At 70.0% G+C, this 20,031-nt stretch carries 21 protein-coding genes and 1 pseudogene; 5 read left to right on the top strand and 17 right to left on the bottom strand.

Annotated features, from left to right (window positions below; all coding sequences use genetic code 11):
- Window positions 1-89: 89 nt before the first annotated feature.
- Window positions 90-2,060 (bottom strand): FAD/NAD(P)-binding protein, encoded by a 1,971-nt coding sequence (locus tag FCI23_RS04590; RefSeq protein WP_136722291.1) that lies wholly within the window; start codon window positions 2,058-2,060, stop codon window positions 90-92.
- A gap of 255 nt (window positions 2,061-2,315) precedes the next feature.
- Between FCI23_RS04590 and FCI23_RS04585 the strand changes: the two genes are divergently transcribed.
- A complete protein-coding gene (locus FCI23_RS04585; protein WP_136722142.1) occupies window positions 2,316-3,170 on the top strand; it encodes a hypothetical protein in 855 nt (284 codons plus the stop codon).
- A gap of 15 nt (window positions 3,171-3,185) precedes the next feature.
- Here the strand turns inward: FCI23_RS04585 and tatA are convergent, their stop codons facing one another.
- Window positions 3,186-3,422, bottom strand: coding sequence for a Sec-independent protein translocase subunit TatA (tatA, locus tag FCI23_RS04580; RefSeq protein WP_136722141.1), 237 nt, complete (start codon window positions 3,420-3,422; stop codon window positions 3,186-3,188).
- Window positions 3,423-3,869: 447 nt separating this feature from the next.
- Between tatA and FCI23_RS04575 the strand changes: the two genes are divergently transcribed.
- Complete coding sequence (locus FCI23_RS04575) at window positions 3,870-5,114, top strand: hypothetical protein (protein WP_136722140.1); 1,245 nt, start codon at window positions 3,870-3,872, stop codon at window positions 5,112-5,114.
- Between the two features lie 18 nt (window positions 5,115-5,132).
- Here the strand turns inward: FCI23_RS04575 and FCI23_RS04570 are convergent, their stop codons facing one another.
- The gene (locus tag FCI23_RS04570; RefSeq protein WP_136722139.1) at window positions 5,133-5,342 is read right to left on the bottom strand and encodes an FmdB family zinc ribbon protein; all 210 of its coding nucleotides are present in this window, start codon (window positions 5,340-5,342) and stop codon (window positions 5,133-5,135) included.
- Window positions 5,343-5,426: 84 nt separating this feature from the next.
- Here FCI23_RS04570 and FCI23_RS04565 point away from each other — a divergent pair, with 84 nt between their 5' ends.
- On the top strand, window positions 5,427-6,026 hold the full coding sequence (locus FCI23_RS04565) for a DUF4383 domain-containing protein (RefSeq protein ID WP_136722138.1): 600 nt from the start codon (window positions 5,427-5,429) through the stop codon (window positions 6,024-6,026).
- Here the strand turns inward: FCI23_RS04565 and FCI23_RS04560 are convergent.
- On the bottom strand, window positions 5,986-6,645 hold the full coding sequence (locus FCI23_RS04560) for an O-methyltransferase (RefSeq protein WP_246143322.1): 660 nt from the start codon (window positions 6,643-6,645) through the stop codon (window positions 5,986-5,988). The two genes, FCI23_RS04565 and FCI23_RS04560, sit on opposite strands and share 41 nt — an antisense overlap.
- Between FCI23_RS04560 and FCI23_RS04555 the strand changes: the two genes are divergently transcribed.
- Window positions 6,617-7,309, top strand: a complete 693-nt coding sequence (locus tag FCI23_RS04555) for a nucleoside/nucleotide kinase family protein (protein WP_322973798.1) — start codon at window positions 6,617-6,619, stop codon at window positions 7,307-7,309. The genes FCI23_RS04560 and FCI23_RS04555 overlap by 29 nt on opposite strands.
- A gap of 146 nt (window positions 7,310-7,455) precedes the next feature.
- On the opposite strand, the gene FCI23_RS63570 is transcribed toward FCI23_RS04555, so the two are convergent.
- The 7 genes and pseudogenes from FCI23_RS63570 to FCI23_RS04520 all read right to left on the bottom strand — a co-directional run bounded on the left by FCI23_RS63570 (window position 7,456) and on the right by FCI23_RS04520 (window position 14,288).
- The gene (locus FCI23_RS63570; protein ID WP_407645931.1) at window positions 7,456-7,590 is read right to left on the bottom strand and encodes a DUF397 domain-containing protein; all 135 of its coding nucleotides are present in this window, start codon (window positions 7,588-7,590) and stop codon (window positions 7,456-7,458) included.
- A gap of 20 nt (window positions 7,591-7,610) precedes the next feature.
- Complete coding sequence (locus tag FCI23_RS04545) at window positions 7,611-8,258, bottom strand: DUF1707 SHOCT-like domain-containing protein (protein WP_136722135.1); 648 nt, start codon at window positions 8,256-8,258, stop codon at window positions 7,611-7,613.
- Between the two features lie 138 nt (window positions 8,259-8,396).
- Window positions 8,397-8,603, bottom strand: coding sequence for a DUF397 domain-containing protein (locus FCI23_RS04540; RefSeq protein ID WP_136722134.1), 207 nt, complete (start codon window positions 8,601-8,603; stop codon window positions 8,397-8,399).
- Window positions 8,604-8,614: 11 nt separating this feature from the next.
- Window positions 8,615-9,466, bottom strand: coding sequence for a helix-turn-helix domain-containing protein (locus FCI23_RS04535; protein ID WP_136722133.1), 852 nt, complete (start codon window positions 9,464-9,466; stop codon window positions 8,615-8,617).
- Between the two features lie 153 nt (window positions 9,467-9,619).
- Window positions 9,620-10,441, bottom strand: a complete 822-nt coding sequence (locus FCI23_RS04530; RefSeq protein WP_136722132.1) for an HAD family hydrolase — start codon at window positions 10,439-10,441, stop codon at window positions 9,620-9,622.
- Window positions 10,438-13,081, bottom strand: a pseudogene (locus FCI23_RS04525) (phosphoribosyltransferase). The gene FCI23_RS04530 and the pseudogene FCI23_RS04525 overlap by 4 nt, the downstream one beginning before the upstream one ends.
- A 37-nt stretch (window positions 13,082-13,118) precedes the next feature.
- A complete protein-coding gene (locus tag FCI23_RS04520; RefSeq protein ID WP_136722131.1) occupies window positions 13,119-14,288 on the bottom strand; it encodes an HpcH/HpaI aldolase/citrate lyase family protein in 1,170 nt (389 codons plus the stop codon).
- Between the two features lie 185 nt (window positions 14,289-14,473).
- On the opposite strand from FCI23_RS04520, the gene FCI23_RS04515 reads away from it, so the two are divergent.
- Complete coding sequence (locus tag FCI23_RS04515) at window positions 14,474-15,373, top strand: TerD family protein (protein WP_136722130.1); 900 nt, start codon at window positions 14,474-14,476, stop codon at window positions 15,371-15,373.
- Between the two features lie 26 nt (window positions 15,374-15,399).
- Here FCI23_RS04515 and FCI23_RS04510 read toward each other — a convergent pair whose 3' ends face one another.
- From FCI23_RS04510 to FCI23_RS04485, 6 genes are all read right to left on the bottom strand, one after another.
- Window positions 15,400-16,125, bottom strand: a complete 726-nt coding sequence (locus tag FCI23_RS04510; protein WP_136722129.1) for a TerD family protein — start codon at window positions 16,123-16,125, stop codon at window positions 15,400-15,402.
- Window positions 16,126-16,195: 70 nt separating this feature from the next.
- Window positions 16,196-17,365, bottom strand: a complete 1,170-nt coding sequence (locus FCI23_RS04505; protein ID WP_136722128.1) for a DUF475 domain-containing protein — start codon at window positions 17,363-17,365, stop codon at window positions 16,196-16,198.
- A 24-nt stretch (window positions 17,366-17,389) separates the two neighbouring features.
- Window positions 17,390-17,965, bottom strand: a complete 576-nt coding sequence (locus tag FCI23_RS04500) for a TerD family protein (RefSeq protein WP_136722127.1) — start codon at window positions 17,963-17,965, stop codon at window positions 17,390-17,392.
- 64 nt (window positions 17,966-18,029) lie between these two features.
- The gene (locus tag FCI23_RS04495; RefSeq protein ID WP_136722126.1) at window positions 18,030-18,605 is read right to left on the bottom strand and encodes a TerD family protein; all 576 of its coding nucleotides are present in this window, start codon (window positions 18,603-18,605) and stop codon (window positions 18,030-18,032) included.
- A 94-nt stretch (window positions 18,606-18,699) separates the two neighbouring features.
- Window positions 18,700-19,158 carry a peroxiredoxin gene (locus FCI23_RS04490; RefSeq protein ID WP_136722125.1) on the bottom strand — a complete coding sequence of 153 codons (459 nt, stop codon included), beginning with the start codon at window positions 19,156-19,158 and terminating at the stop codon, window positions 18,700-18,702.
- Between the two features lie 250 nt (window positions 19,159-19,408).
- Complete coding sequence (locus FCI23_RS04485; protein ID WP_136722124.1) at window positions 19,409-19,849, bottom strand: DUF3052 domain-containing protein; 441 nt, start codon at window positions 19,847-19,849, stop codon at window positions 19,409-19,411.
- Window positions 19,850-20,031: the final 182 nt, after the last annotated feature.

Genomic DNA, 20,031 nt, shown 5'->3' with positions numbered 1-20,031 from the left:
CTCCTTCGGTCGGCGTAGGAGACAGGCCGATTTGCCAATGCCACTTCGAACGTAGCCAGACCGAACTTGAAATACGCGACTTTCGAGCGTCAATTTCGAGCAAACGATCGAACATCCGAACCGACCCGTCCCACCATCGCCCGCAGCGCCGCCCGCGCCACCGCGTCCGTATCCGCCAGGGTTACCGAATTCACCCCCGGCCGGGCGCCCGCCGCCGTCGCCCAGCGCACCCCCTCCGTCGGCACCCCGACCGCGAACCGCCGGGCGTGCGGCCGCCCCAGCCGGTCGATCAGCCGGTACGGCGGCCCGGTCACCGCCAGTCCGCCGGTCTCGTAGTCCCCGACCCGGTGCGGCCGGCACGCTCCGCTCTCCAGCAGCCGCACCAGCAGTGGATCAGCCGTCCGGCGCAGATCCGGCTCCGGCAGCCGCGCCTCTATCAGGGTCCTGACCCGGACCCGCGACCCCGGCACCACCGGTGAGGCGGCGGCGAAAACGGCGTCCGGACCGGCCCCTTCCGTACAGACCTCCAGACGCGGACCGAGTATGTCCACGATGCCCGCCTCCACCAGGGCCACCAGCTCCTCGGTCCGGCGGCGCGGCGGACCGATGGAGAGAAAGGCGTTGAGCGGGGTGTACCAGCGGTCCAGGTGATCGCGGTGCGAGCCGCCCGACAGCCCGCCGTGGTCCACCACCTGCCGCAGCTCGTTGCGCAGATCCCGCAGCACGTCCAGCGCCGCCTTCAGCGGCCCCGTCGCATTGCCGGCGGCCGCCTGCTCCGCGTCCCGCCGCAAGTACGCCAGCAGCCATTCCCGGAAGGCCGGCTGCCCGCTGAACGCGGTGTCGCGGTACGGGTGGGCGAGCCGCTCCCAGTCCCACCGGTCGTCCGCCGGGATCCCGAACCCGTCCAGTACGGCGGTCTCCTCCCGGCTGCCGTAGGGGGCGAGCAGGTACCGGTCGCGGAAGCAGTCCGCCGACGCCGGAGCGAGGGACCGCAGGAGGGCGGTGTAGTAGACCGTCTCGGTCTCCTTCGCGACCAGCGGCCACACCTCCCGCAGAAAGTCCGGTCTGTCGCGGTCGTACTCCGGGTCCGGGTCCCGGTCGCGGTCACAGCCGTGTTCGGCCGGCTCCGCGCGCTTGCGGAATTGCTCGATCACATCCGGAGTGAGCAGCAGCGGCTCGTGCCGGCCGTGCGCGCCCTTCTCGTTGTCCCCGCGCGCCTGGTACGGGACCGCGCGCCGCGAGCCGGCGAGGATCCGCGGCTCCCGGCCCGACGGGCGGTAGACCAGACCTCCGCCGTCGCCCCGGCGGAACGTTCCGCCACGGCCGACGGTCAGCAGCGCCATGTGGTCGAAGAAGTTCAGGCCGAGCCCACGCAGCAGCACCGGCTCCCCCGGCGGGACCACCTCCGGGCCCAGCTCCAGGTCGGCGGGGTTCGCCGGCGGGAAGTACCGCAGGCCGTGGGCGGCCGCGTACGAGGCGAAACGGTCCTCCTGTGCCGTCGCCACCGCCGGAAGGTGCCCCTGGGCCAGCACCACCGCGTCCAGCCCGCGCAGCTCCCGGCCGTCGTCCAGGACGACCCGCTGACGGCCGCCCGCGTGGTCCTCCAGGCCGACCGCCCGCGCCTGGTGCACCCGTACGGTGACCTCGCCGGGGGCCGTCCACAGCGTCCGCCGGAACACCCACTCCAGGTAGTGGCCGTAGAACGCCCGGCTCGGATAGTCGTCCGGGCCCAGCGCCGCCGCCTCCGCCCGCACCCACGGCTCGTACGCGGCCGAGCCCCCGGAGAGATCCAGCTCCGCCGCCCACGCGTACAGGCTCGGGCCGGGGCATATCGGTCCCTCGCACTCCACACTCGCGTCCGTGAAGAGCGTCACCTGCGAGGCCACCGTGTTCATCAGCAGCTCGCGTGGCTGCGCCGTCCGCCACACCCGTCCCGGGCCGGGCGGCGACGGGTCTATCACGTGCACCGTCAGCGCCGCCCCGGGCGCCAGTTCGGGTGCCGCCGCGCAGATCCGCTCCAGCACGCTGGTGCCGCGGGGACCGGCGCCGACGATGGCCATGGCGTATTGCGGGACGTCTGGCGACACGTGTGGTCTCCCGGGGCAGGTGGAGGCTGCGGCTCAGCGCAACATCATCTCCTCCGCCGATGGGGTGTCGGCGCCGGGGGCAGAATCTTACTCTCCGGTGTGGGAGGGATCACCCTCAGGCCGGTGCGGACCCGGCGGCCGGCCGGGGAACTTCCTGCTCCGTTTTCCCATCTACAACTGCATAGAAGCTAAAAGGTTCTATGCAGTTGTAGCAGATGGCGGAAACCGATGAAGATCCCTTTTCTGATCGCGGATTGCGTGATCGAAACCTCCGGTGACATACGAGTGCGGGTCGCGCCGGAAGCCGGCATGCCCGTGCACAGCATGTTCCTCTCCGCGAAGGAGGACTCGGACGTGCAGGGCGGCAATGTGGTCCGGCTGCCGCTGACATCCGACGGCGCGGTGCTCCGGCGTACCTACGGACGGCTGACGGAGGGCCGCTGGAACCTGTTCGCGGAGTACCCGGGGGCGTCGGGGATGATCCAACGGCGGCTGCGGGCCGGCGTACAGGACCTGCGCAGGCTCCTCGATCCGCTGTGCCCGAGGCCGGCGCTGCCGCTGGTGTCCTGGATTCCGTACCGCACCGCGGACGGCTGGCTGGCCATACGGTCCTGGGAGCGGAGCGGACACGCGGAGGCCTCGGACATCGAGGTGGACGGCGACGACATCACCGTCGGGGGATGGCTGCTCGGGCCCTCCCCGGCAGCGGGGCCGGAGCTGGAACTGGAGCTGCGCAGCCGTGTCGACCCGGCGCGGACGATCACAGCGGTGGCGAAGCCCGCGCCGGCCCCGTACCCGGCCTGGGAGGGGACAGGGCAGGGCTTCCGGTGCACGTTCCCGGCCGGCGACCTGGCGCTGGGGAAGGCGCCGGGCGACGAGCTGTGGGACGTGTACGCGCGCCCGGGCGACGGCCGTGAACCGGTGCGGGTGGCCCGGCTGCTGGACGACATCGCGGACAAGAAGGAAGTGTGCACCTACCCGTCGACCGAGGTCCGGACCACCGCGCGCGGCCCGGTCCGGGTACGGCCGTTCTACACCCGCGACAACGCGCTGTCGGTCAGGGTCGCCGATATGGCGCCGTAGCCGCCGCCACAGGGCTCACACCTGGTGGGCGCCGGTGGCGGTGACGGTGGGAGTGGTCTCGGTGGCCTGCGCGGCTTCCGTGACGGGCGGCGCGGCGCTCTCCTCCTTCATGGCGCGGGCCTCGGACTTGAGGATGCGCATCGACTTGCCCAGGCCCCGGGCGGCGTCGGGCAGCTTCTTGGAGCCGAAGAGCAGCAGGAAGACCAGGACGGCCAGGGCCACGTGCCAGGGCTCGAGTCCGTTGCGCAGCATGAGGGCCTCATTCCGGGTGTGCGGGGGGCGGGGTGCGGGTTCCCGCGGATCAACTGTTGCATTGTCACTCGCTTCAGGGACCTATTCTGCCTCCGCGCTGTCAAAAGCTGGGCAAAACGTCGGACGGGGGGCTAGCCCTACCCCGGGTCCGGGTGCGGTCGGATTCCGGGACCTCTCCAGCGGCGACGCCCGGATCCTGGCGACGGGCGTGACGTCCGGGTGTCGGCGCAGACCGGGACGGCCATGTGTCGGTAAACGTGCCGCGTGGCGAGGCCGGCCCCCATACGGTGACGGTGCACACCGGCGACGGAGCGGTCAGGATCCGGACCGGCTCGGCGGACTGAGACAGCGGCCCGCGGCGGGCCCGGCCGGTGTATTCGACATCCCCGGGTGGGAGACTGGGGTCGATAAGTGGCACCGGCGGCGGACCTGCGGGAGAGACCGACTGTGACGACGGCACGCTCGTGGTGGCGGCGCGGCGACGACAATCTGCGTGCCGACGCCCAGGCTGCGAAGGATGCCGCCGCTCAGGCCTTCTACGAGCTCGACACCGCCCAGCGCGATCTGGTGATCTCGATAGAGACGATCACCGCGGTGGACAACTCCCCCGCCGCCCAGCGTGCCGCTGCGGACTTCCATGCCCTCGGGATACGTATCGACCAGGTCAGCGGCGCTTACATCGCCGCCGTCGATGCCCATGACCTGGACCGGGATGAGCTGGACGCCTCAGCGGCGGGGCGGGCCCGGACGGAGCTGACCCGGGCCAAGGACGACCTGGCCCGCGTCAAGGGCGAGCTGGACCGGTTCGCCGAGGGGCTCGGCCCCCTACTGGGCAAGGCGGAGACCCAGCTGGCCAAGCTGGCCCCAGCCGTGGAGCGGGCCCGGCAGGCGCTGCTCGGCGCGAGCAACGCGCTGGACGCCGTACGGGCGGCGGGGCTGCGGGCGGACGACCTCGCGGCCCGGCTGGCGGCCCTGGCGCCCGAGCTGACCAAGCTCAACCAGGGCGCGGGCACCCACGGCGTGCCGGAGACCCTGAAGCGGGCCGAAGAGGTCCTGCGCGGCGCCGAGGCGGTCCGCACCGAGGCGGAAAGACTGCCCGAACGGACCCAGGAGATCGACAAACGCCTGGCCTCCCTCCGCACCCGGGCCCAGGCCCTCTCGACCCGCGCCGAGGGCGTCGACCCGATCCTCAGCGAACTCCGGCGCCGCTTCAGCCTCGCCTGCTGGCAGGACCTGCAACACGTCCCCGCCCAGGCGGGCACCACCGTGGCCCAGGCCGAGGCCAAGCTCACCGAGGCCGCGAAGGCCCGCGACGAGCAGCGCTGGGCCGACGCCACATCCTTGCTGAGCGCCGCCCGTGCCCTCCTCGACGACCTCGACGGCACGGTCTCCGCCGCCGGCGACCGGCTCCGCAAGCTCAACGAGGTCCTCAAGGACCCCAAGGCCGAGATCGACAAGACCCGCTTCGCCATCCGCGACGCCCAGCGCCTGGCCATGCAGGGCCGCACCACCCCCGAGCCCCGCCACGCCCGCCCCCTCGACGACGCCGTCGGCCGCCTGGACCGGGCCATCGCCGCGCTCCACGGTCGGCACCCCGACTACTGGCACTTCCTCACCGAGACCGCCGCGGTACGCGAGACCGCGTCCCGCGTCGTCGCCAACATCCGCGAAGACCGCGCGGCGGGCCGATAGGCGCGACTCCGGCCGCGCCTACCCGCAGCACCCGCCGCCGCAGCAGCCACCGCCACCGCCGCTGGGTACCGGGGCCGCCGCGCTGCCGCCCACCGCGACGGTGGAAAGCAGCTTGACAGTGTCGTCGTGCCCTTCCGGGCACGCGGCGGGCGCGGCGGACTCGGCCATCGGCCGGTTCAGTTCGAAGGTGGTCCCACAGGAACGGCAGCGGTACTCGTATCGGGGCATGGCACCAGGTTAGCCATGACTTGAAGGCTGCGGCCCACGGGCGGATGCTGGAACGGGAGGGACGGGAAGCTAAGGGGACCTCTTATGCTGCGACTTCATGAACATCTGCCCGTCGATCACCCGCTGAACCATGTCTACCGGTTCGGTGCCGGTCTGATGGGCCTGGCGCTGCTGGCGTTCGGGATTCTGGGGCTGCTCGGCCACGTGGGTGCCTTCTCCGTACACGGCGACAAAGTGGCCGGGCTCAGTACGAACGGCGCGCTGAGCGTGCTGTCCATCGCCGTCGGACTGTTGCTCTTCGTCGGTATGGTGATCGGCGGGAATTTCGCCTCGAACCTGAACATGCTGCTCGGTGTGGCGTTCCTGCTGAGCGGCTTCGTAAATCTGGCCCTGCTGGACTCCTCGCGCAATTTCCTGGCGTTCCGGATGCCGAATGTGCTGTTCAGCTTCGTTGTGGGCCTGGTGCTGATGTTCTTCGGCATGTACGGGCGGGTGAGCGGCGGCCTGCCGCACGACAACCCGTACTGGCAGCAGCGGCACCCCGAGGCGGCGGAGCACGAGGCGGCGGTACGAGCGGCGCTGGCAGCCCGCGCGGACCAGCCCGGCGCACTGCCGCAGCACAGCGCTCAGCAGCGCCCGGCGCTCAGCGCTTCCGGGCCAGGGTCAGGCCGTCCGCGACGGTGAGGAGCACGGCCTCGACGCGCTCGTCGGACTGGACACGGTCGTTGAAGGCGCGGATGCCAGCCGTGGCGCCGTCGGCTGTGGGGTCGGTGACGCGCCCCTGCAGGAGGGTGTTGTCGGCGACGACGACCCCGCCGGGGAGCAGCCGGGGCACGAGCTCCTCCCAGTAGTTGACGTAGTTCTCCTTGTCCGCGTCGAGGAAGACGAAGTCGATCCAGGGGTCCGTCGGCAGCGCCCGGAGGGTGTCCAGGGCAGGGGCGATGCGCAGGTCGATGCGGTCGGCGACGCCGGCCTTGGCCCAGGCCTGGCGGCCGATGGCGGTCCACTCCTCGGAGATGTCACAGGCGATGATCCTGCCGTCGGCGGGCAGGGCCATGGCCATGGAGAGGGTGGACAGGCCGGTGAAGGTGCCGACCTCCACGATGTTCCGGGCGCCCAGGAGCCCTACCAGAAACGTGAGCAGCGGTGCCTGCTCCTCGGCGGTCTGCATACCCGCCTCGCCGGCGAGGCGGGTATGGGTGATGTCGACGAGTTCCCGCTGGACTGGGTCGAGCGGCGGATTGTGGGCCAGCACGTAAGCGTAGAGCTCGGGGGTGAGGGGCGGGTTCTTGGTCTCGTACACGTTTCGTCGTTCTCCTGGATCAGCACCTAAGGTGACGGACATGCTCGTCGATGACGCCATCGCTCTAGTACCCAGCATCTCAGGCCGCCGGATGCTGCTCGGGATTTCCGGGCCGCCCGCCGCCGGGAAATCCACGCTGGCCCGCACCCTGGTGGACGGCGTCAACGCGCGCCTGGGCGCGGATACGGCGGCGTACGTGCCGATGGACGGTTTTCACCTGTCCAACGCCCAGCTGGACCGGCTCGGCCTGCGCGGCCGCAAGGGCGCCCCCGACACCTTCGACGCCGACGGATACGTACACCTCCTGCGCCGGCTGCGCTCCGAGCACCACCGGCCGCTCTACGCCCCCGGGTTCGACCGCGCCCTGGACGAGCCCGTCGCCGCCGCGCTCGTCGTCCTCCCTGACACCCGGCTGGTCGTCACCGAGGGCAACTACCTCGCCGACGACGCCCTGGGCTGGGAGCCCGTACGCGACCTGCTCGACGAGCTCTGGTTCATCGACACCCCCGAAGCGGTGCGCGAGGCGCGCCTCCTGGACCGCCATGTCACTGGCGGCCGCACCAAGGAGGAAGCCCTCGCCTTCATCGCCGCCAGCGAGCGGCCCAACGCGGCACGCGTCGAGGCGGCGCGGGACGCCTGCACCCGCGCGGTGTTCGTCCCGTAGTCCTGCCCTCGCCGAGCGGGCCTGAGGACCGGCCCGGCGCACCCCCGCCGCATGTGGGTGGTCAGGGCTGGATGAAGTCGCCGGACTTGATGGCGCGTATGAAGGCGCTGAGCCGGGCGGGCGTGGTGGTGAGTATGAGCGTGGGGTCATCGCTCTCCCGGAGGTATGCCCCCGTCGGCGGAGGCGGCTAGCTCGACGCAGGCGTTGCCTTCGCCGCCGCCGGAGAACGACGACTTCTGCCAGCTCACGTCGCGACCTGCGACAAACCAACGACCGCGCATACCCGGGGCCGCCTGATCCGTCAGCGAGCGATTGCTGTCATCGGTCGAGGGCGCCGCAGCAGCCACTGCCAGAAGCTGCGGCGGGGTGGCCTGGGCGGTCGTACCGTGATGCTTCCGCTGCGCACCTTCCCCGTCACATGGACGCGCAGCCGGACCGGCGTCGCGGGGGCGGGTTGCGCCCGATTGTGCACGCTGCCGCTTTTCACCGCCACATCATCGACGTCCACGAAAACGTCCGGCGGAACGACCAGGGTCACCGACCCGCTGCGCACCGATGCCTCGATCTCCAACGTGGGCAACGCGATGATGGCACTGGTGAAATCAAGCACGACAGAGCCGCTCTTGGACTCGATCCCCATACGCTGCGGTACCACCCAAGGACCGTCTCGCTTCGCGCTCGCGCTGTCGACCACGATCCGCGACATGTCCTTCGGCGAAACGGCCGCGACACCGCCCGCCGGCGCCGGTCCATCCGCCGGCAGATCCACGAACAGCGCCTCAAGCTCCCCGTACGTACGGGCCTTCAGCGCCACATCAAGCCGTTCGTCCAGCTCGTCCAGGGTCAACCGGCCGTCTCCGGCAGCGACCCGTAGCCGCTCCACGGCCCAGTCTCGATCCTCGTGAGACGCGCGCAGCTCGCCGCGATCGGGCACCAATTCACCGGGCATGCCTTCACTTTAGTGGTTTGGGCGACTGCTCCGGTAGAGCCCTCTGATCGGCAAGCTTTGTCCCGATACGTTCCACGCTGCCGGACAGACCGTCCGCGACGCCACACCCGGGCCAAGCCCCGCCCCGGGCGCCTCAACTCACGGCTGCTCGAAGTCGCCGGACTTGACGGCGCGTATGAAGGCCCGGAGTTGGGCGGGTGTGGTGGTGAGTATGAGGGTGGGGTCGTCGCTCTCGCGGAGGTGGATGCCAACGCCACCGGGGGCGGCGGCCAGCTCGACGCAGGCGTTGTTGTCGCCCCCGGCGGAGAACGAGGACTTCTGCCAGTTGATGAGTGGTGTGGACATCTTGAGGCCTCTCATGTCTGCTGCGCCATGCGGTGAATGAAGTCCCTGGCCCCTTCGGCCGTAAGCGACATCTTCTCCATACGGTCGAGGAGGTTCCGGTACTTTGCGAGTTGAGCTTCGGCGTCCAGAAGAAGGATGTCGTGCACGGCGTCGAGTTGCACTGTGTCGAGTTGAGGAACGGGGCCGCCCACGTACATGAGCGGGTTTCCGGCTCCCATGAACCCTTCGGCGTCGTACGCGACCACCCGCACGGTCACGTTCTCGCGGTGCGACAGCTCCAGGACGCGGTCGAGTTGCGCGCGGGCGACCTTCCGGCCGCCGAAGCGCATGTGGAGCGCCGCTTCGTGGATGATCGCCAGGTGGGGAACCCGGACCTCCGGCTCGATGATCCGCTGGCGCCGCAGCCGGTGCTCGATCTGGGCGTCACGGTCAGCAGCAGAAAGCTGCGATGCCGAGAGGTTGAAGACGGCACGCATGTACTCCTCGGTCTGAAACAGCCCGGGGATGTGCACGACTTGATACGTGCGTACGAACGTGGCGTGATGTTCGAGCTCGGTGAGATCCAGAAGGCTCTGGGCCAGGATGCCCCGGGACTCCTCCCACCATCCCTTGCCCCGCTCGTTCGCCATGGCGGCCAAGGCATCGATGAGAGCGTCATCGTCACAGGAATAGACACCCGCGAGCCGTCGGATACGGTCCTCGCTCGTACCACTACGACCTGCTTCTTGATGGCTGAGCATCACGTGGTTCGAGCTGATCCGAATGGCCGCCTCCCGTGCGGTCATCCCGGCTCGCTCACGCATCTTGCGCAGCTCCGCGCCCAGTCGCGCCTGACGTGCCGTGGGGTTGTTCCTCGGCGGCATGGATCCCGGTCCTTGTCCTGCGGCGGAGTGTGACGGCTCGTGACAAGTGGATCCCGCAGTACGACGTGCGGGTCATGCCCGCCTGAACTGGCCCGGCGCCGCCCGGCGCGCCCGGGAACCCCCTCGCGCGCCGGTGCCGTGTTCGGCTGCGGCTCAGCGTTCGGACGCCGCCAGCATCCGGCGGAGGATCTCCTCGCCCGCCGCGACGCCGGCCGTGTCCAGGGCGTGGATGTGGGGGGCGGACCAGCCTGCGTCGGCGAGTTCGCCGTGGCCGGGGCGCCAGCCGGTGTGGGCGGCGAGGAGGAGATCGGCGTCGAGGAGCGAGTCGCCGGCGGCGAGGACGTGTTCGGCGCCGGTGCGGCGGACGACTTCGGCGAGGGCGGCGCTCTTGGTGAGGGGCTTGGGGACGGCGTAGATCTTGCGGCCCTGGAGGGAGACGCCCCAGCCGCGTTCGTCGGCCCAGTCGGCGAGCTCCTTGACCCAGCCTTCGGGCAGGAGGGAGCGTTCGACGACCAGGTAGACGAAGAGATCCTCTGCGATGCGCTCCTTGCGCAGCCAGAGAGGGTCGGCGGTGCGGGCGAGGTACTCCTGGATCTCGCCGAGGGGGGCGGAGCCTTCCGCCAGGCGGCGGCGCATCTCGGCGTGCCACTCGTGGTCGGTGCGGCCCTTGACGAGGATGTGGCCGCCGTTGGCGGTGATCGCGAAGCGGGGTACGGGGCCGGGGAGATTGATCCGGCGGTACTGCTTGCGGGTGCGGGTGGTCGCGGGCACGAACTCGGCCGCGGCGGCGAGCCGGGTGAGCAGCCAGGCCGCGGTCTCGGTCATGAAGGAGAGCGGTCTCGCCTCGTTCACCTCGACGCAGAGCAGGCGTGGGGCGTGCTCGTCGGGCATGGTGAGGGCGAGGGCGGACGGCGAGTAGATCAGCGTACGGTCGAGGTCGCTGGCGGCCAGGACGCGGGGCGGGACGGTGGTCACTTGGCCGCCACCGCCTTGCCGTCCGCACCCGTCGCGCCACGCGTACCGCCCTCTCCCGGGGGACGACCCCCGTACCCCCGCTCCGCCGCGAGCCCGTCCGCACCCGTCGCGCCACGCGTGAAGCGCGGGTGGATCAGGCCGACGCAGGAGTACGGAAGGCCGTCGACCTCGTCCACGGGGACGCCGCGCTGCTCGGCGAGGAGCCTGACGTGGTCGAGGTCGGCACCGGCGCCGCGCTGGGCGAGGATGCGCCAGGGGACGCGGCGGAGCAGCACGCGGGTGGTCTCGCCGACGCCGGGCTTGACGAGGTTGACGTCGCCGATCCCGTACTCCTCGCTGATCCGCTCGACGGCGGCCCAGCCCTCCCAGGTGGGGGTGCGGTCCTGCGACTGGAGTGCCTTGACGTCCAGCGCGACATCGGCGGCGACGGCGGCGAAACGGGCCGTCACGGTGTCCAGGAAGAGGCCGGACACATCGGCGTCGGTGAGCTCGCGGTAGAACTTGGCGCCGTGGAACTCGTCCGGGCCGATCAGGTCGGCGCGCAGCACGGTGCGGGAGACCAGGCCGGAGACGGTGGAGTTGAGGCAGGCGGAGGGGATGAGGAAGTCGTCCCGGGTGCCGTAGGTGCGGACGCAGCCGCCGGGGTCGGCGAGGACGGCGATCTCGGGGTCGAAGGCGCCGAAGGGCTTGACGGCCGCCGCGAGCTCCCGGGTGATGGCGCCCTTGCCCGTCCAGCCGTCGACGAACACCACGTTGGCCGGGTCGTGGTTGGCGGCCAGCCAGCGCAGGGCGGTGGGGTCGATGCCCCGGCCTCGCACGATGGAGACGGCGTAGTGGGAGAGGTCCAGGCCGTGGGCGTGCTGTGCCCAGCGGCGCATCAGGACGCCTACCGGGGTACCGGCGCGGGCCAGGGAGACCAGGACGGCGTCCGGGCCGCGTTCCGACAGCACAAGCTCTGTGACGGCCCCTACGGCGCGGGCGATGCGGTCCGCGGAGGTGTCGAGCGCGGCGCGGAACAGGGCCTGGTAATCGGCGCTGGGCTGGTATTCGACCGGCAGTGATTCGGCGTAGTGGGCGCCGCCGCTCTGGATCGCTTCCTCGCGCTCCTCGGTGGGTGCCTCCAGTTCGGTACCGGACAGGTCCTTGAGCAGCCAGCCGACCTCTTCCGGGGCGTACGAGGAGAACGTGGGTCCTCGGAGGGGGGCGGGTAGCGCGCGGGTCTGGGTCATGTGTTCAGGCCTGTCCGTTGTTCGGGGTGTACGCGGGTACGGGGGCGAGCAGCACCCGGCCGGTGTGCGCGGCGAGGCGGTCGAGCAGACCGCCGGGGGCGTGCAGCCCGGGGGTGTCCCCCGCCGAGTCCACGACGGCGACGACCGCGTCGAAGCCGGCGCCCGCGACGTTGTACGCGTAGCGCTCGCCGGGCGGTCCGTGGACGGGATCGTCGGCCGGGCTGTCGTGCGCGGGGAAGGAGATCCGGGTGCGGATCGCGTACCCGGGGTCGTCCACCGCGAGCACCGGCGACCGCGTTGTGGTTGAGAATCGCACGTCAGCGCCGTCCAGGACGCTCTCCAGGGCCCCGGCGAGCCGCAGTGGGGCGTACATCAGCTCCTCGTTGCCGAGGACGAGCACCCGGCCGCGGCGCGCCTCGGCCGGGAGGGCGGTGGCGATACGTTCCGCCATGCCCGGCAGCGCGGCCTCCAGCCGGTCCCGGTGCGCGGAAGTGAAGCCGTGCCGGCCGCCGTCGGGCAGCCCCTCGGGCCAGCCGAGGTCGACGCGTACAGCCTGCGGCGTCTCGGGGGCTGTGTCGCGGGCCCGGAGACCTCCCGGCATGCCGAGTTCGACCCGTGCGGCCTGCCGCGCCTCCAGTTCGTCGTCGTCATCGCGTGGGCCGTAGCCGGAGAACCGGCCGGTGGCCTCGGTGGCGGCGGCGGCGAGCTCGTAGACGGCGACCAGGCCCTTGCCCCGCTCCAGCACGTCCTCCGGCAGCGTCACCGTGCCTGTGGCGAGCGCCACCACGTCCACCCGGGCGCCCAGTTCGGCGGCGAGCTTGGCGAGCCGCTCACGATCGGCGGCGGACCGCATGTCGACCAGCGCGACCACCACGTAGCGGTCACGGCTGTGCCCGGTGTGCAGCGCCCGGATGGTGTTCAGGACGGTCTGCCCGGTGGAGAACTCGTCGTCGACGAGCACCAGCGGGCCGTCCCCGGCCAGCAGTCCCGCGTCCTCGGGCAGCAGCAGGTGCGAGGTGGCGTGGCTGTGTTCCTCCTCGAAGCCGCCGACGGGCTCGACGCCCGGCACGGGACGCCGGGTGGAGTGCAGGTAGGGCGCGAGGCCCGTCCCGTCGGCGACGCATTGGCCGAGGCCGGTCGCGGTCTCGGCGTACCCCAGCACCACGGCCCGGGCGGCCGCCTCCTCGCCCAGCAGTTCGCGCACCCGGCGGCCGAGGCCGTACCCGGCGTCGCGGACGACGTGGGGCCGCTGCGGCACATGCTTGCCGAGCACATTGGAGACCAGCAGGTGGGCGCGCTTGGGGTTACGGCGCAGGGCGAGGCCCAGCAGGTCGGTGAGGCCGTCGCCTTCGAGGCCGACGCCGAGCCGGTCCGAGACCCATTGGCCGGACCAGGGGCGTGTCGATGCCATGCGGTGGTGGTTTCCGTTCTGTCGGGTCTCTGTCGGGTCAGGACGCCGGTACGCAGGCGGCGAGGAGCTCCACGAAGCCGATCTCCTCGCGGGCGACGCCGAACACCTCGGCGCGGCGCAGGGTGCGCTCGGCCCAGGCGCGGTGCGGCTTCACCTCGTTCATCTTGTTGGTGTACGAGGACCTGAGCACCCCTCCCCCGCTCCGGTCCTCGTGGAGGATGTCGGCGGCGTCGCTGTACTCCTCGTGGGACACGACGTTCAGCGCGTGGACCGGCGCGACGTGCGAGGGGTGGATGCAGGTCTTGCCCTGCAGTCCGTTGGTGCGGTCGAGCGCGATCTCACGGAGCAGGCCGTCCATGTCGTGCTCGATGAGGGAGGTGCGCAGGTCGACGGCCTCGGGGACGAAGGGGCTTTGCCGCAGCAACGGCTTGAACATACGTTCGGCGTGCTTGAAATACTCCCATACCGGCCCGGTGATGGTGAAACCCGTTCCATCGGAGCGACCGAGAACATTCACGACATCCGCGATGACGGAGGCGACGATCCGGACGTCGTAGGCCGTCATGTCGGGCGCCCTGCGCAGCCCGTACGCGGAGCAGAAGTCGGTGACGCCGAGCCGGAGCGCGAGGACCCGCTCGCGGTACTTCTCAACGGTGCGGGAGATCCCGTAGAGGGTCTCGTTGCGGCTCTCCAGGTGGAGCAGGCACGGTGATTCGAGGACCGGCATGGCGAAGAGCCGGCGCCCGCAGCGGGCCTCGGCGTCGGTGAGGGCCTCCAGGAAGGGGACGCCCGTCTCCTCGGTGAATTTGGGAAGTACGAATCCGGACAGAAGTCGTATGCTGTCGCCGAGCCGGTGGGCCAGATCGGTGATCTGTCCGGGGGTACGGACCCGGATGAAGAGCAGCGGCGGGTCACCATCGGCGATGCGGGCGGCGAGCTCGCCGAACTGCCGGACGAGATTGGCCTCGGCGGCCTCCACATCACGGTCGTCGATGGAGTCCTCCAGGCAGAGGACCATGGACACCACGCCACGGCCGGCCTGCTTGATGACATCGCCGGCCAGGGTCGTCCGGGTGGCCGGGCTGTAGAGCGTGGCGCCGAGCGCCACGGCGAGCGTGGCGGCGGGCGATTCCGCGGTGAAGGCCTGCGGCTCGCGGTAGAAGAGATCATTCCGTACGTCTGGCGTGAGGTGTCCGAAGTGGCGCATGCGACTCCCCGTAGTGGTGTGGTGGAAGATGGCGGGGAGTCGGTTCCCGACGCCATCTGGCCGATTATCGTACGTGCGGGTATACAACACAGGTTCCTGTGCGCGTGAAAATCAGGTAACTCACGTGGGTCATCCCTGTGTCAGCCCCGCCCCTGCGTTGTGGCAGCGCCTTCCGGGAGGGCAGGATGACCGGTATGACGCGCACGATGGTGAAAGGCTCGAACATCCCCCTGGAAGCTTCCGGCGTACGGGCGGTACTGCGCTGGAGCCCCGGCGCGGGAGTGCCTGATGTCGACGCGTCGGCGCTGCTGCTCGGCCCGGACGGACGGGTCCGCACGGACGAGGATTTCGTCTTCTACAACCAGCCCCGGCACCCGTCGGGCCTGGCCCGCCATCTGCCGAAGCGGAGCGTGCCGGAAGGGCTGACCGACGCGGTCGAGGTGGACCTGGCGGGGCTGGACTCCGGCGCCGACGGCGTCGACAGGGTGGTGCTGGTCGCCTCGGCGGACGGCAGCCCCTTCGCGCTCGTACCGGATCTGCGGGTGATGCTGTACGACGCGGCGGGCGCGGTCGCGCAGCCGGTGGCGGTCTTCGACGTGGAGCCGGACACCGGTGACGAGACGGCGCTCATATGCGGGGAGCTCTACCGGCGGGGCGACCAGTGGAAGTTCCGGGCGCTGGGACAGGGGTACGCGGACGGGCTGATCGGCCTCGCCGCGGAGTTCGGGATCGCCGTGGAAGCCCCTGCCACCGGTCCGGAGACCACCTCGGCGCCGCAGCCGGTACCCGCGGCCGGGCCCGAGCCGGACCTCGGCTACCCGCTGCCGGCCCCCGCACCCGCCCCCGCACCCGCCACGACGGCGGCCCAGCCGGCCTACGGCTACCCGCAGCCCGCGTACGGCTACCCCCAGGAGGCGCCGACCCAGCCCGCCGCGGCGTACGGCTATCCCCAGGAGGCACAGCCCCAGGCTCAGCCGACCGCGGCCGCGGCGGCCACGGCCCAGGCCGCCTACGGGTACCCCCAGGCCGAGGCCTCGACAAGCTTCCGGCTGCCGCCGCAGGGCCCGCAGTTCCAGAACCGCTGAGGCTGAGGGCCGCCGCCGGACGGCTCTCAGACCTTGCTCTTGTAGCCGCGCCCCCACTGCAGGCCCCACCCGTAAAGCCGGTCCAGCTCGGACTGGAAGCCGTAGACGTACTTCACCTCGCGGCGCACCAGCAGTTCGCCCTTCCGGTTCTCGATCAGCACCACGGCGCAGGAGCGGGCCTGCGGCTCGCGCTCGCTCAGGGGTATTTCGATCCGCGGGCCGGAGGTGGGGAAGATCTCCACCTTGGCGTGGGTGCGATCGAAGGCGGGTGTGCCGTCGTAGATGTAGACGAAGATCAGCAGCCGTTTGAAGTGCTCCCGCTGATCGAAGTTAATGAAGATCGTCTCGCCGGAGGAGCCGCCGAACCGGTCATCACCGCTGAGCTTGATGTACGGCGGGTCGTCGAGGTCGCCCAGGAAGTTGCCCAGCGGCTGGACGACGCCCTTGGTGCCGTCCACCAGCTCGTACATGCAGGCGAGGTCGAGGTCGACATTGACCATGGCCGGTCCGGCGGCCTGCACCGGCTCGGGCCGGAAGAGCTTGAGCTGGCGCTGGAACCAGCTGCCGCCGCCCTGGGTCCAGCCGCCGGTGTCGGAGGTGCGCATCGACCAGGAGAGGTTGATCCGCAGATTGCCGGCGGCGGCGCCCTGCTTGGTCAGCGATACGACAGGGTGCCGTTTGGTGAGCTCGACGACATGCGCGTTGGCCACATCGAACTGCGCGGACCCGCTGGGCCGGAGGAACTTCCACATGACACCCTCCCCTTCTGGACATACGCCGCCCCCCGCAGGCGGCGGGGGGCGGCGTTGGACGGCTGGCCGGTCAGACCCCCGACGTGACTTCCGCCTTGTCGTTCGACTGCTCGGAGCTTTCCCCAAGACGGCGGTTTCGCACCACCGAGGACCAGTACGAAGTAGCGATCAGGACAACCCCGACGAGGCCGGTGATGACCTCGTTGATCTGGAACTTGATCGTGACGAGGAGGATGACGGCGAGGGCGCCGATCGCGTAGTGCGCGCCGTGCTCCAGGTACACGTAGTCGTCCAGGGTGCCCTTGCGGACCAGGAAGACGGTGAGGGAACGGATGTACATGGCGCCGATGCCGAGGCCGAGGGCCAGCTCGAAGATGTCGTTGGTGATGGCGAAGGCGCCGATGACCCCGTCGAAGGAGAACGACGCGTCGATGACCTCGAGGTAGAGGAACATGAAGAAGGCGGCCCGGCCGGCCAGGCCGACGGCCGACGCACCACTCGCGGCCTTGACCGGGGACACTCCGGCGCCGGCCTCGTCCGCGTCATCGGCCTCGTCCGCGTCATCGGCCTCGTCCTCCTCGTCGTCATCCTCCAGCCTGTCCTCGAAATAGCCGGAAACGCCTCCGACGACGAGGTAGGTGACAAGGCCGAGGACCCCGGAGAGCAGCACGGTGGCGCTCTTGTCACCGCCGTGGTGGGCCACATTGGTGGCCAGCGTGGTGGAGGTGACGACCAGCAGGGCCAGGCTGATGACCACCGAGAGCATGTCCAGCTTGCCGAGCTTGGCAAGCGGGCGCTCCAGCCAGGCGAGCCACTGGTGCTCGCGGGCCTCGAAGATGAAGTCGAGGAAGATCATCAACAGGAAGATGCCACCGAAGGCGGCGATCGCCGGGTGGGCGGCGGTGACCAGTGACTGGTAGCGGTTCGGGTCCTGGATCGCGACCTTCACCGCCTCGACCGGGCTGATCTTGGCTGTGATGGCGACGATGACGATCGGGAAGACCAGTCGCATGCCGAAGACAGCAATCAGTACGCCGACGGTCAGGAAGATCTTCTGCCAGAAGGCGTTCATCTTCCGCAGGATGCCGGCGTTGATGACGGCGTTGTCGAACGAGAGCGAGATCTCCAGGACGGAGAGGATGGCGACGATCGCCATCCCCTTCAAGCCCCAGAGGACGCCCGCCAGGGCCAGGCCGACGACTGTGATGCCGAACGACCAGCCGAATGTCTTCAGGAGCACTGGCTACCAATCCCTCTGATCTTTTTACGAAACGTTGACTCCGAAGTCTAGGGCGATACCCCGGAGTCCTGACGCGTACCCCTGACCTACGGCTCGGAACTTCCACTCGCCGTTGTAGCGGTACAACTCGCCAAAGATCATGGCCGTCTCGGTAGAGGCGTCCTCGGTCAGGTCGTAGCGGGCCAGCTCCGCCTGGTCGAATTGATTGACCACGCGGATGAACGCATTGCTGACCTGGCCGAACGTCTGGCCACGGCTGTCGGCGTCGTAGATCGACACCGGGAAGACGACTTTGTCGACATTGTCCGGGACCTTGGTGAGGTCGACCAGGATCGACTCGTCGTCACCCTCGCCCTCACCCGTGAGATTGTCACCGGTGTGCTCGACGGAGCCCTCGGGGCTCTTGAGGTTGTTGTAGAAGACGAAGTAATCATCGCCCAGCACCCGCCCGGAGGCACACAGCAATGCGCTGGCGTCGAGGTCGAACGGCGCTCCAGTGGTCGAACGCGCGTCCCAGCCGAGCCCGACGAGTACCTGGGTGAGATTGGGTGCGGCCTTGGTGAGGGAGACATTGCCCCCCTTGGCGAGAGTGACGCCCATGTGCTTCCTTCCTCCCCGGCAGGCGTACGGCACCGCGCCCCCGGCACGGCACCGTACGGGTGGATCAGACGTTGACGCCGAAGTCCTGCGCGATGCCGCGCAGGCCGGACGCATAGCCCTGGCCGATGGCCCGGAACTTCCACTCCGGGCCGTGCCGGTACAGCTCGCCGAAGACCATGGCGGTCTCGGTCGAGGCGTCCTCGGTGAGGTCGTAGCGGGCCAGCTCGTTATTGTCCGCCTGGTTGACCACGCGGATGAAGGCGTTGCGGACCTGGCCGAAACTCTGCTGCCGGGACTCGGCCTCGTAGATCGAGACCGGGAAGACGATCTTGGCGACATCAGCCGGGACACTGGCCAGATTGACCTTGATCGCCTCGTCGTCGCCCTCGCCCTCACCGGTCAGATTGTCGCCGGTGTGCTCGACCGAGCCGTCGGGGCTCTTGAGGTTGTTGAAGAACACAAAGTGCTGGTCGGACAGGACCTTGCCCTCGGTGTTCGTCAGCAGGGCGCTGGCGTCGAGGTCGAAGTCGCTGCCGGTCGTTGTCCGCGCATCCCAGCCCAGGCCGACGATGACGGCCGTCAGGTTGGGTGCCTCCTTGGTCAGCGAGACGTTTCCGCCCTTGTTGAGACTGACTCCCACGATTCCTCCCGTTTGTCGTACGTCGGGTATTCCGGGCCACCTGATCAACGTGTCCAGCCTAGTGAGGGGTTCCCGGCGATACAGCTCTTGACGATTACAGCGCTTCGAGCGCCTTGAGGTACTCGTTCAGGTCACGCGCCTCGGGCAGGCCGTTGACGATCGTCCACCGGACCACGCCCTCCTTGTCGATGACGAAGGTGCCGCGGACAGCGCAGCCCTTCTCCTCGTCGAAGACGCCGTAGGCGGTCGAGACGGCGCCGTGCGGCCAGAAGTCGGAGAGCAGCGGGTACTCCAGGCCCTCCTTCTCGGAGAAGACGCGCTGGGTGTGCATCGAGTCGTTGGAGACCGCGAGCAGCTGGATGCCCTCGTTCTGGAAGGCCGGCAGCTCGTCGCGGAGTGCGCTCAGCTCACCGGTGCACACACCGGTGAAGGAGAAGGGGTAGAAGACCAGCACGACGTTCTTCCCGCCGCGGAAGCCGGAGAGCCGCACGGTCTGGCCGTGCTGGTCCCTCAGCTCGAAGTCCGGGGCCTTGTCGCCTACGGCGATCGCCATGGATCACACCTCTCTGGTGACGGATCTGGTGACGGAACGTGTCCCGCGCTCAAGTCTGTCACTGCTGCCCCTGGCCGGGACAACGAGGCCGCGCGGCGCGGCCCGGCCGACGCGAGGCGCCCCCGCGACTGGTGTCGCGGGGGCGCATGGGGATCGATGGCGACCGTCGGATTCGGGTCACCCGGCCTCGGGGCTGCCCGGCCGGTCTCCGCGGCGTCGCGTCGGAGACCGGCTTGACAGGCCCTGGGGCCTACCGCTTGGCGGGGCGGGCGGACTTCGGAGTGACCAGGCGGCTGCCCGTCCAGTCCTTGCCCGCGTTGAAGCTGCTGGTCTGGGCCAGACCCGCGGTTTGGGCGGCCTCGTTGATGTCGCTGGGCTCGACGTATCCGTCACGGCCGGTCTTGGGCGTCAGGAGGATGATCGGGGCGCCGTCGTCGACGAGGGATGTGGCGTCCACCAGGGCGTCCGTCAGGTCGCCGTCGTCCTCGCGGAACCACAGCACCACGGCGTCCGGGACGTCGTCGTAATCTTCGTCAGCGAGCTCCGTGCCCGTGAGTTCCTCGATACTCTCCCTGAGATCTTGGTCAGAGTCGTCATCGTAACCAAGCTCCTGGACCACCTGTCCGGGCTGGAACCCCAACCGGTTCACCAGGTTGGTCCGCTCCTCCGCGTGGCCCGCGGTCGCGCTCACGGATTGCCTCCTGTCGTTCGGATGTCGCCCCGCACCAATGCGAGGTTATTGGCGGTAGTCCACACGGGCGCGGCGGATCGCGCAAGTACCCGGCTGTCGATACCGCCCAAACGTTGACGTGTTACCGCAAGCCGCACGCCTGATCGTGACGCCGCTCACGCCAGTTTGCCGGGTTTCCACCC

This window comes from Actinacidiphila oryziradicis, assembly GCF_005047355.1.
Taxonomy (GTDB): Bacteria; Actinomycetota; Actinomycetes; order Streptomycetales; family Streptomycetaceae; genus Actinacidiphila; species Actinacidiphila oryziradicis.
This window is presented reverse-complemented; position numbering and strand designations above follow the sequence as displayed.

Excerpts from the sequence above, each read along its gene's own strand:
- FCI23_RS04590 (WP_136722291.1), bottom strand. The coding sequence starts at position 2,060 with ATGGCCATCGTCGGCGCCGGTCCCCGCGGCACCAGCGTGCTGGAGCGG.
- FCI23_RS04585 (WP_136722142.1), top strand. The coding sequence starts at position 2,316 with ATGAAGATCCCTTTTCTGATCGCGGATTGCGTGATCGAAACCTCCGGT.
- tatA (WP_136722141.1), bottom strand. The coding sequence starts at position 3,422 with ATGCTGCGCAACGGACTCGAGCCCTGGCACGTGGCCCTGGCCGTCCTG.
- FCI23_RS04570 (WP_136722139.1), bottom strand. The coding sequence starts at position 5,342 with ATGCCCCGATACGAGTACCGCTGCCGTTCCTGTGGGACCACCTTCGAA.
- FCI23_RS04565 (WP_136722138.1), top strand. The coding sequence starts at position 5,427 with ATGCTGCGACTTCATGAACATCTGCCCGTCGATCACCCGCTGAACCAT.
- FCI23_RS63570 (WP_407645931.1), bottom strand. The coding sequence starts at position 7,590 with ATGCGCGGTCGTTGGTTTGTCGCAGGTCGCGACGTGAGCTGGCAGAAG.
- FCI23_RS04545 (WP_136722135.1), bottom strand. The coding sequence starts at position 8,258 with ATGCCCGGTGAATTGGTGCCCGATCGCGGCGAGCTGCGCGCGTCTCAC.
- FCI23_RS04540 (WP_136722134.1), bottom strand. The coding sequence starts at position 8,603 with ATGTCCACACCACTCATCAACTGGCAGAAGTCCTCGTTCTCCGCCGGG.
- FCI23_RS04535 (WP_136722133.1), bottom strand. The coding sequence starts at position 9,466 with ATGCCGCCGAGGAACAACCCCACGGCACGTCAGGCGCGACTGGGCGCG.
- FCI23_RS04520 (WP_136722131.1), bottom strand. The coding sequence starts at position 14,288 with ATGCGCCACTTCGGACACCTCACGCCAGACGTACGGAATGATCTCTTC.
- FCI23_RS04515 (WP_136722130.1), top strand. The coding sequence starts at position 14,474 with ATGACCGGTATGACGCGCACGATGGTGAAAGGCTCGAACATCCCCCTG.
- FCI23_RS04510 (WP_136722129.1), bottom strand. The coding sequence starts at position 16,125 with ATGTGGAAGTTCCTCCGGCCCAGCGGGTCCGCGCAGTTCGATGTGGCC.
- FCI23_RS04500 (WP_136722127.1), bottom strand. The coding sequence starts at position 17,965 with ATGGGCGTCACTCTCGCCAAGGGGGGCAATGTCTCCCTCACCAAGGCC.
- FCI23_RS04490 (WP_136722125.1), bottom strand. The coding sequence starts at position 19,158 with ATGGCGATCGCCGTAGGCGACAAGGCCCCGGACTTCGAGCTGAGGGAC.